The sequence below is a fragment of the Rhizobium sp. C4 genome (assembly GCF_021026315.1).
GTDB lineage: Bacteria > Pseudomonadota > Alphaproteobacteria > Rhizobiales > Rhizobiaceae > Ensifer_A.
Genome location: NZ_JAJNCX010000034.1, coordinates 1 through 9,645, shown reverse-complemented (window position 1 = coordinate 9,645; position 9,645 = coordinate 1). Strand labels below are relative to the sequence as shown.

Genomic DNA, 9,645 nt, shown 5'->3' with positions numbered 1-9,645 from the left:
CGCGAAGTTAGCGGACGAAAGACCGGCAACTGCCTTCGAGCTCAGAACGGCCACGTTGCCGGTCGTCAGAACCGCAAGGTTGGCCGAAGAAATCGCCGCCATCTGCGTCGAGGTCAAGGCTGCTGCCTGGCCCGTCGTCAGCGCCGCAACCTGACCCGTCGTCAACGCGCCAACCTGTGCTGAGGTCAGACCCGCAATGGCATCGGACTTGAGCGCAGCAAACTGGCTGCTCGTCAGCGCGGCAATTTGCGTTGTGGTCATCGCAGCAACCTGGCTCGATGTCAGCGCCGAGGCCTGCGCCGTGGTCATTACGCCAAGCTGGGCCGTCGAAAGCACAGCAACCTGGGTCGACTTGAGGCCGCCGAACTGGCTGGAGGTCATCGCGGCGACCTGGCCGGTGGTAAGGACCCCGACACCGGCGGTGGTCATGCCAGCAATGGCCTTGGGCGTGATGGCCGCGACTTCGCCGGTCGTGAAGGTCGCAATATCATCCGTCGAGAGCGCACCGATGGCCGACGATCCCATGGAGCCAATCTGGCCGGCGGCAAGGGCTGCGGCCTGCGCCGAGGTCAATCCTGCGATCTGCGTGCTGGTGAGACTTCCGACCTGCGCGGTGGTCAATGCTGCAATCGTGTCGGTCGAGATGACGGCCAGCTGGGTCAGCGTCAGGCCCGTCACCGCGGACGTCGAGACCGCGTCCATCTGCGATGTGGTGAAGGCGGCAATTCCGGCCGTCTGGAAAGCGGCAATCTGCCTGGACGACAGCGCTCCCACCTGCGCGGTGGAAAAGGCGGCAACGTCGCCAGTGTTAAGTGCTGCGATCGTGCTCGTTGAGAGAGTTTTGATCTGGCTTGTCGTCAGAGAAGAAATAATCGAAACCATCTGCGCCGTCGCTTTCCAATTTGCCCATTTACGCTTCGTTTCCCGCCGTGCTCTGTCGCTTGGCCGGACTGCGGCCTAGACGGGAAAATCAAACGGTCCAGCGCACCGGCCGCAGTTCAAGAACAGGATGAACAAGCGCGCGCACACGGACAGTTTCTCGGATAAACATGGCTTTGGAAGCCTCGGGGAAGTCGCGCATCATGCAAGTGGTGCCAAAAGCACCAACTCCCCGCCCCAAACTCGTCACTTGATCGTGCCCTGATCAGGGGCCGACAATGCCCGGTCAAAGACCAACGCAAACACTCAATGCGACGTGATTACAACTTTGAGACCATAATGGTTAATTTTTTCTTTACAGGCAGTAAGCATGTTCAGCAGGTTCACTAAAGTCTTTAACCACGTCAGGAACTTCTTTACGGCGCGAGACTTGCGCGAAGGATACCACGACAGCGGCAATATCCTGAGGCTATATCAATCCAACTTATCAAAGGGATGACAGAATATAGTCGGGCGCGCGAAGACCCTTCCAAGTCCAGCTCGTCTGCATTTTTGCAAGGCCGCAGTGCCGAAATGAAGGTTCTTGCATTCCTTAACGCCGCAGATTGCAACCATAGCTTCTGGTTGCAAACTCGAAAAAGCTCTGGAAAGACGGAGCGGCATGAAAGCCGGCGGGAAGCGTAAGCTCGGACACGCAATCCGCGTGCATCGCCTCAACGAAGCGCGGCGATCCAGTCCAGGCCATCCTCGGTCCGCCCGCCGGGATGATACTCCGCGCCGATCGGCCAGTTATAGCCGAGCGTTTCGAGAACATCGATGATATGGCGATAGTTCACCTCGCCGCGATCGGGCCGGCCGCGCTCCGGGACGCCGGCAATCTGGATATGACCGATGATGGGCATCAGGGCCTGAAGCCGCCGCGTCAGGTCGCCTTCGCTGATCTGCACATGATAGCAGTCGAACATCAGCCTGAGATTGGCAGCACCAACGGCGCCGATGATCTCTGCCGCCTGGTCGGTGGTGCTGAGGAAATAGCCGGGCCAGTCACGGCGGTTGAGCGGCTCGATGAGAATGGTGATGCCATGCACCGCCGCCCGTGCGCTCGCATAGGCAAGATTGGATAAAAACGCCTGCCGCGCTGCCGCGCCCTCGGCATTGCCGGCCATCACATGGACATTCTGCGCGCCAATGGCGATTGCATAGTCAATCGCCTGATCGATTGCCGCCCGCGCATCGGCCTCACGGCCCGCAAGGGCAGCCAGACCCGCCTCCCCGTCTTCGACCTTCCCCCTGATGGTATTCAAACCCAGCATGGAAAGGCCAGCGTCCGCCAGCGCATCGCGAACACGTTGAGGCTCGACATCGTAGGGCCAGTGACATTCCACGGCATCGAAGCCGGCGCGCGCGGCGGCGCGAATGGCATCCGGCAGCGCCAGCTCACGCCAGAGCAGACCGAGATTTGCGGAGAACCTGGCCATGATCGTCAATCCACCTTCAGCAACTTGACCGCCCGGGCTGAAAGGCCTGCGGTTTCTGACGATGCGAACTTGCCGGTTTCCACAAACAAATCAACCGGAGACCGCGAGGTCTCCGGTTGATTTTCGAGTGTTCCGTGAATGCGATCAACGAACCTTGCAGAAGCGCTCGTTGCCATAACCGTCGATATAGGTGCCGGTCTGCGGGTCGAAGCTGTCATAGCGGTCCTCGCAGGCCTGATACCAGGCAGCCGACCAGGGACGAACGCGCTGGTAGCTGGCGGGACGGTAACCGTAGTCGCCACCCTGATTGTAATAGACCGGACGCTCGCGGTAACGCGGCGGCTCTTCATAGGTCTGCACTTCGCGGGGACCGTTGTCCTGCGAGCCGGAAACGATCGCGCCGGCAATCACGCCTGCTGCAAGACCGGCAATGCCCACGGCCAGCATGTCATCGCCATTGTTGCGGTCGCGTGCTGCGGCCGGAACTGCCTGTGCTGCCACCAGGAGGGCGCTCGAGACTGCAACAACCTTCAGAAACGTACGCATTTGTTTTTCCTTTCGAACCGGCCGTAGTGATTTGCCGTCATGAGTTGCAAACTACAGAGCCTTGGCTGAACGCTGCCTGAACGGACTGTTCATGCGGCGAGCGCCTTCATCCTGCGTCATCAGGCCAGCGAACGCAGGATCACGCCGATGCAGATGAGGGCGAAAAGAATGGGCAGCACGCTGCGGATGGCGATCCTGAGGTCCTTCGCGAGGAACGGATAGGCCCGCCGCCCCGGCAGACTTTCGCTTTCGATCAGCAGGTCGAGGAGCAGCGCAAGGATGAGATAGAAATAGCCCAGCGAGATCATGAAGGCGATGGGCGACGTGACAGACATGCTGCCGGGAAAGCTCGCCTCGAAGGTGAAGCTCAGCGCCGCCAGCGCCAGCAGTGCCGAATAGGTCACGCCCGTCTTGTCGCCGATCAGCCCGCCGGGCGACCACAGGATGAAGAGCGAGACCGAGAGCACCGCCATGAACGGCACGAAGATGCGCAGGAAATAGCGCGGCCACTTGCGGTCAAGGTCAAGCTCTGCCGTCAGACGCGCAAAGGGGCGCGCGCTCCAGCCATAGAACTGCTCGGTCGAAAAGCCGAGGCTTTTGACGCTCCAGTCGGAGGCATTGATATCCTGCGGGATGGTGGAAAGCAGACGGTCCTGATGATCGAGCACGAAGACGACGTCGTCGGCCGGATAATATTGCGAGACGAACGAAAGCCGCAGGTGCTGACGGTCGAAGGGAAACGCGGAAAGATCCTTGGCGAAGCGGAAGGCCCCCTCGAGCCGGCGGGTCAAATTGACCTCGCCGTTGCTGCGGATCGACAGCGCCTCCATCTCGACCTTGGGCTCGCCGGCCTGGTTTTCGATGACCATGACCGGGTTCCACATCGTGGCAAGCCTGGCGCTGGCCTCGCCGCCGGCAAAATCGAGCCGGTCGCGACCGGCGGCAACCGCGTCGAAGACGAGCGTGGGATTGCGCCAGCGCTGGACAATCTCGACGGAGAGCCGCGCCTCGCCGCTGGTTTCCTCGACCTCAAGCACATCGAGAATGCGCACCACGAGATGCACTTCAGCCGGTCGCGGCATCGAATCGGGAAGCGGCTGGCGGCTTGGCAGATCGCCGGCGTGACCGGCACTGCCGGTCGCAACAACGGCCAGCAACAGCACGAGCATCCTCAGACAGAACGACAGGGCGACGGCGCGCATCGGCTCAGTCCTCCGCCTTCCGGCCGGAAACCGCACGGCCCACCGCAGCATGAAGGCGGCGGAATTCGGCAAGCGCACTGGTCGGCGCCGTCTCGGCAATCGTCAGCGGATCGGCTTCGACCTTGTCCGCCAGATCCCGCAGCGGCCGGACGACCGCAGAGCGGATGGCAACCATCAGCATGGAATAGATCAGCACGAGCCCGCCGACGAAGAGCGAGGCGAGCGTCACGACCGTCCGATTGTAATGCGCTTCAAGCCGGCTGAAATCGCCAGCCGTCAGGATCGCCCCGATGACATTTCCGCTATAGTCGATGAGCGGCTGGTTCTGCAGGGTGAGCGATCGTCCGTCAACATTGCGCGAGAAGGTGAAGCGATCACGCGACAGCCGCACATCGCCGCTGGCAATGATCGGCGCGAACAGCGCCTTGTCCGTGGTCGCATCGAGCACGAGGCCGTCGGCCTGCGAGGAGCTGCCCGACTGATCCTTGAGGAAGCGCCTGTCGAGGGCGAGCGCAAAGTCGCTGCCGCTTGCCGCCTTTGCCAGATCGGCCAGCGTCTGCAGATTGACGCCCACCTCGACCGTCCCGACAAGCTCCTTGCCATCCTCGGAAAGGATGGGAGCGACGGCGCGCAGACTGAGGCCCCGGACGCCGAGTTCCAGACCCTTCTGCGTCTTCCGGTCATGGTTCGCTGCGACGATCATCGGCCGGAAACTCGAAAGATCCTGCCCGAAATTCTGCGGGTCCCAGACGCGCAGCACCGATTTCATCTTCGCATCGTGAAAATGCACGACATCCACCCCGGCAAGGCGTGACAGCCGGTCGAAGACGGGCCTGGTATAGGCGAGCAACGCCTCCCGCGATCCGGAGGCGAGAAGCGTGCGGATATTCGCATCGGCCGCCAGCGTCTCGGCATGGGTGGCGGAGAGCACGGCTGCCTGATCCATGGCGGTCGAGAAGATGACGGAGGTCTCGTCGATCTCGCGCTGGCGGGCGTCGCTGAGCAGCGCATTCTGGTCCGATGTCATCAGCCAGCCGCCCAGAAGCAGGATCGCGGCAACGGAAAATGCGGCAATGGCCGCAAGCAGTCGGTCAATCGTCATGTCGAAGCAATCTTGGGGCGAGGCTTTGCGAAGGCGGAATGAAAAGGCATGTCTCGGTTTCTTCACCCGCAACATGTTGAAAGTCAATGCTAAGTTTCGTCGCTTGACGGGGCTTTGGCCTACGTCAAGCAGACAGAAGACGCCGAGTTTCCGAGCTTCAAGAATTTTGCGGCATCCGGCGGCGGCTTGTGCCATAAGGGCCGCGAATTCAAGCAGGCCGAGACCATGATCCGTATCGAAAACGTCAGCAAGTCGAACAGCAACCGCATCCTCTATATCGAGGCGTCCGCCGCCCTGAACCGTGGCGAGAAGATCGGTCTGGTTGGCCCAAATGGTGCCGGCAAGACCACGCTCTTCCGCATGATCACCGGCGAGGAGCAGCCCGACGAAGGCCAGATCGCCGTCGAAAAGGGCGTGACCATCGGCTATTTCAACCAGGATGTCGGCGAAATGTCCGGCCGCTCGGCGGTCGATGAAGTGATGGCGGGCGCAGGCCCGGTCAGCGAAATCGCCGCCGAACTCCATGCGCTCGAAGCCGCCATGGTCGATCCGGATCGTCTGGACGAGATGGACGAGATCATCGAGCGCTATGGCGAAGTGCAGGGCCGTTATGAGGAACTGGACGGCTATGGGCTGGAAAGCCGCGCCCGCGAAGTGTTGGCCGGCCTCTCCTTCAGCCAGGAAATGATGGATGGCGATGTCGGCAAGCTGTCCGGCGGCTGGAAGATGCGCGTGGCGCTTGCCCGCATTCTCCTCATGCGCCCCGACGTCATGCTGCTCGACGAACCGTCGAACCACCTTGACCTTGAAAGCCTGATCTGGCTGGAAAACTTCCTGAAAGGCTATGACGGCGCGCTGCTCATGACCTCGCACGACCGCGAATTCATGAACCGCATCGTCAACAAGATCATCGAGATCGATGCCGGCTCGCTCACCTCCTATTCGGGCGACTATGAATTCTACGAGGGCCAGCGCGCGCAGAACGAAAAGCAGCAGCAGGCGCAGTTCGAACGCCAGCAGGCCATGCTTGCCAAGGAGCTGAAATTCATCGAGCGCTTCAAGGCCCGCGCTTCGCATGCCGCCCAGGTCCAGAGCCGGGTCAAGAAGCTGGACAAGATCGAGCGCGTCGAGCCGCCGCGCCGCCGCCAGACGGTTGCCTTCGATTTCCTGCCCGCGCCGCGCTCCGGCGACGATGTCGTCAACATCAAGGGCGTGCACAAGCAATATGGCTCGAAAATCATCTATGACGGGTTCGATTTCATGATCAAGCGCCGCGAGCGCTGGTGCATCATGGGCGTCAACGGCGCCGGCAAGTCGACGCTGCTGAAGCTGATCGCCAGCGATACGAAGCCGGATTCCGGCACAGTGACGATCGGCGCGAGCGTCAAGCTCGGCTATTTCGCGCAGCATGCCATGGACGTGCTCACCGGCGACCTCACCATCCTGCAATGGCTGGAAGAACGCTTCCCGAAGGCCGGCCAGGCCCCGCTTCGCGCGCTATCGGGCGCTTTCGGCTTTACTGGCGACGATGTCGAGAAGAAATGCCGCGTGCTTTCGGGCGGCGAAAAGGCCCGCCTCGTCATGGCCGCCATGCTCTTCGACCCGCCGAACTTCCTGGTTCTCGACGAGCCGACCAACCACCTCGACCTCGACACCAAGGAAATGCTGATCAAGGCGCTTCAGTCTTACGAAGGCACCATGCTCTTCGTCTCCCACGACCGCCACTTCCTCGCCGCCCTTTCCAACCGCGTGCTGGAACTGACGCCTGAGGGCGTGCATCGCTATGACGGCGGCTATGTGGAATATGTCGAGCGCACGGGGCAGGAAGCACCGGGGTTGCGGAGTTGACACCGCAGCGGCGCTGACTGCCATGGGCCGCGCCCATCTCCTCCGTCATCCTCGCCCCTGTGGCGAGGATCTACTGACGAAACTGCAAGCTCGACCGTTCAGCAAGGATACGACTTAGAGGCACTTGCAGCCTGAGAGCCATGCACGGAGCGGCATGAAGCCGCGTGGCAGATCCTCGCCACAGGGGCGAGGATGACGGCGGGATGACAGAATGCCCGCCCCCCATCCATCAAAATCTCTGAAGCCCGCATGACGCATTCGCCCTTGTTCGACTCAACGAACAGGCGCTGAATAGGCAGTCTCCGAAAGTCCCAGCTGACCTTCATTGCACCACATTCGAGGTGCACCAAACGCCCGCTATTTGAAAAGTTGCATGCCCTCAGTTTAGCCGCATGTCGTTGTCGCAAAACCGCTCAGCACGTTTGCGCGACATGCTTCAGGACCCCGCCCTCATGCTTCGCTATTTCGAAAATCTCATCATCCCCACCGCCCGCGAGACCCCCGGCAATCCGCCGGAAGGGATCCTGAGCTTCTATTGGTTCTTCATCCGCCAGGCGAAGGGGCTGTTCATCACACTGCTGGTGGCAAGCTTTCTCGTCGCCGTCACCGATGCGGCGATCCCGATTTTCATGGGGCGGCTCGTCAAGGCGCTGACGACGAGCGCGCCGGAGATGGTGGTCAATAACAGCCAGCATCTGGTCTTGAGCCTCGTTATCCTCGTTCTGGCCGTCAAGCCGCTGGTCATGGCGCTGCAGGCGCTGGTGCTGAACCAGGCGATTGCGCCGGGCATGACGAACCTTGTCCGCTGGCAGAGCCATTGGCACGTCATCCGCCAGAACCTTTCCTTCTTCCAGAATGATTTTGCCGGCCGCATCGGCTCGCGCGTGCTGGAAGTCGGCTTTGCGCTGCGCAACTCCGCCGTTTCGGTCATTTCCGTCGTCTGGTATCTGGCCGCACTCGGCCTTGTCGGCGCGCTGTTTCTGGCCACCGCCAGCCTCTGGCTGGTGATCCCGGTTCTCGGCTGGACGATCGCCTATGTCGGCTTCCTCGCCTTCATCGTGCCGAAGATCCGCCGTGGCTCGCGCAGCATCGCCTATGCACGCTCCGACATGGTGGGCCGTATCGTCGACAGCTACACCAATATCATGACGGTCAAGCTCTTCGCCCGCGCCGAGGATGAGGACGCCTTCGTGCGCGAATCCGTTGATGTCCATACCGGTCGCATGACGGTGCAGCATCGCTGGCTTTCGCTCTTCGGCATCGGCCTGTCCCTGCTCTCCGGCCTCTTGATCGCCGGCACGGCGTCGATGGCGATCTGGCTCTGGTCGCATGGCAAGGTCGGCATCGACATCGTTGCCATCGTGCTGCCGATGACGCTGCAGATTTCCAGCATTTCGTCCCGCGTCGCGCTCGAAATCTCCACCATTTTCGAACAGCTCGGCACCGTGCATGAAAGCATGGAAACCATCGCCCAACCCATCGGCCTCATCGACAAGCCGAATGCCAAGCCGCTTGTGGTCAAGCAGGGCGGCATCCGCTTCGACAACATCTCGTTCCATTATGGCCGCAAGGGCGGGATCATCGAGAACCTGACGCTCGACATCAAACCCGGCGAGCGCATCGGCCTTGTCGGCCGCTCCGGTGCCGGCAAGTCGACGCTCGTCAACCTGCTGCTCCGCTTCTACGATCTCGAATCCGGCCGCATCCTCATCGACGGCCAGAATGTTGCCGACGCAACGCAGGAAAGCATCCGCCGGCATGTCTCGGTAGTCACGCAGGACACGTCCCTGCTCCACCGCACGATCCACGAAAACATCGCCTATGGCCGCAGCAATGCGACCCGCGCCGAGGTCATCGCCGCGGCCGAACAGGCCCATGCCACCGAATTCATCGAACACCTGACCGACTGGAACGGCTTGCAAGGCTTCGACGCCCATGTCGGCGAGCGCGGCGTCAAGCTCTCCGGCGGCCAGCGCCAGCGTATCGCCATTGCCCGCGTCATCCTGAAGAACGCGCCGATCCTGATCCTCGACGAGGCAACCAGCGCGCTTGATTCCGAAGTCGAATCCGCCATCCAGTCGAGCCTCGAAAACCTGATGCAGGACCGCACAGTGATCGCCATCGCCCACCGCCTGTCAACGATCGCCGCCATGGACCGCCTCGTGGTTCTGGATCGCGGCCAGATTGTCGAGCAGGGCACGCATCATGAGCTTCTCGCACTGGGCGGCCACTATGCACGGCTCTGGGATCGGCAGTCGGGTGGGTTTTTGGATCCTGAGGGCTAACCACAGCGCCCTCACGCTGAGGCGCCGGAGCGCCAGCGAAGGCCTCGAAGCGTCCAGAGGCTGGCGCTGAGGGTTGCTCCCCCTCCCCCTTGTGGGGAGGGTTGGGGAGGGGTCTTTCTGTCCGCTTGCTCTAGCTTTGGTGGTCAAGACCCCCTCTGGCTGCCGCCATCTCCCCCACAAGGGGGGACCATTGCATAACTCGCACTTGTTGGGATTTTGAGGATTGAAGACGCAGCTTTTCGAGCCCGGTTGTTGATTTTCCGGGCTTTTGGGTTGTTCTTTGTCGGCTTTGGGTGGTTTTGGGC

Annotated in this window: 6 protein-coding genes and 1 pseudogene; 2 read left to right on the top strand and 5 right to left on the bottom strand. The window is 61.5% G+C overall.

Features of this window, described 5'->3' with window-relative positions; genetic code table 11:
• The 5 genes and pseudogenes from LQK84_RS24765 to LQK84_RS24745 all read right to left on the bottom strand — a co-directional run.
• A pseudogene (locus LQK84_RS24765) lies at positions 1 to 882 on the bottom strand (beta strand repeat-containing protein); the annotation flags it as partial.
• Between the two features lie 710 nt (positions 883 to 1,592).
• Positions 1,593 to 2,357 (bottom strand): hydroxypyruvate isomerase family protein, encoded by a 765-nt coding sequence (locus LQK84_RS24760; RefSeq protein ID WP_230831457.1) that lies wholly within the window; start codon positions 2,355 to 2,357, stop codon positions 1,593 to 1,595.
• Between the two features lie 144 nt (positions 2,358 to 2,501).
• A complete protein-coding gene (locus tag LQK84_RS24755) occupies positions 2,502 to 2,903 on the bottom strand; it encodes a BA14K family protein (protein WP_230831456.1) in 402 nt (133 codons plus the stop codon).
• A 119-nt stretch (positions 2,904 to 3,022) separates the two neighbouring features.
• Positions 3,023 to 4,105, bottom strand: a complete 1,083-nt coding sequence (locus LQK84_RS24750) for a neurotransmitter-gated ion-channel ligand-binding protein (RefSeq protein ID WP_230831455.1) — start codon at positions 4,103 to 4,105, stop codon at positions 3,023 to 3,025.
• Between the two features lie 4 nt (positions 4,106 to 4,109).
• Positions 4,110 to 5,207 (bottom strand): cache domain-containing protein, encoded by a 1,098-nt coding sequence (locus LQK84_RS24745; protein WP_230831454.1) that lies wholly within the window; start codon positions 5,205 to 5,207, stop codon positions 4,110 to 4,112.
• A 225-nt stretch (positions 5,208 to 5,432) separates the two neighbouring features.
• Between LQK84_RS24745 and LQK84_RS24740 the strand changes: the two genes are divergently transcribed.
• A complete protein-coding gene (locus LQK84_RS24740; RefSeq protein WP_230831458.1) occupies positions 5,433 to 7,055 on the top strand; it encodes an ABC-F family ATP-binding cassette domain-containing protein in 1,623 nt (540 codons plus the stop codon).
• Between the two features lie 452 nt (positions 7,056 to 7,507).
• Complete coding sequence (locus LQK84_RS24735) at positions 7,508 to 9,340, top strand: ABC transporter ATP-binding protein (protein ID WP_230831453.1); 1,833 nt, start codon at positions 7,508 to 7,510, stop codon at positions 9,338 to 9,340.
• Positions 9,341 to 9,645: the final 305 nt, after the last annotated feature.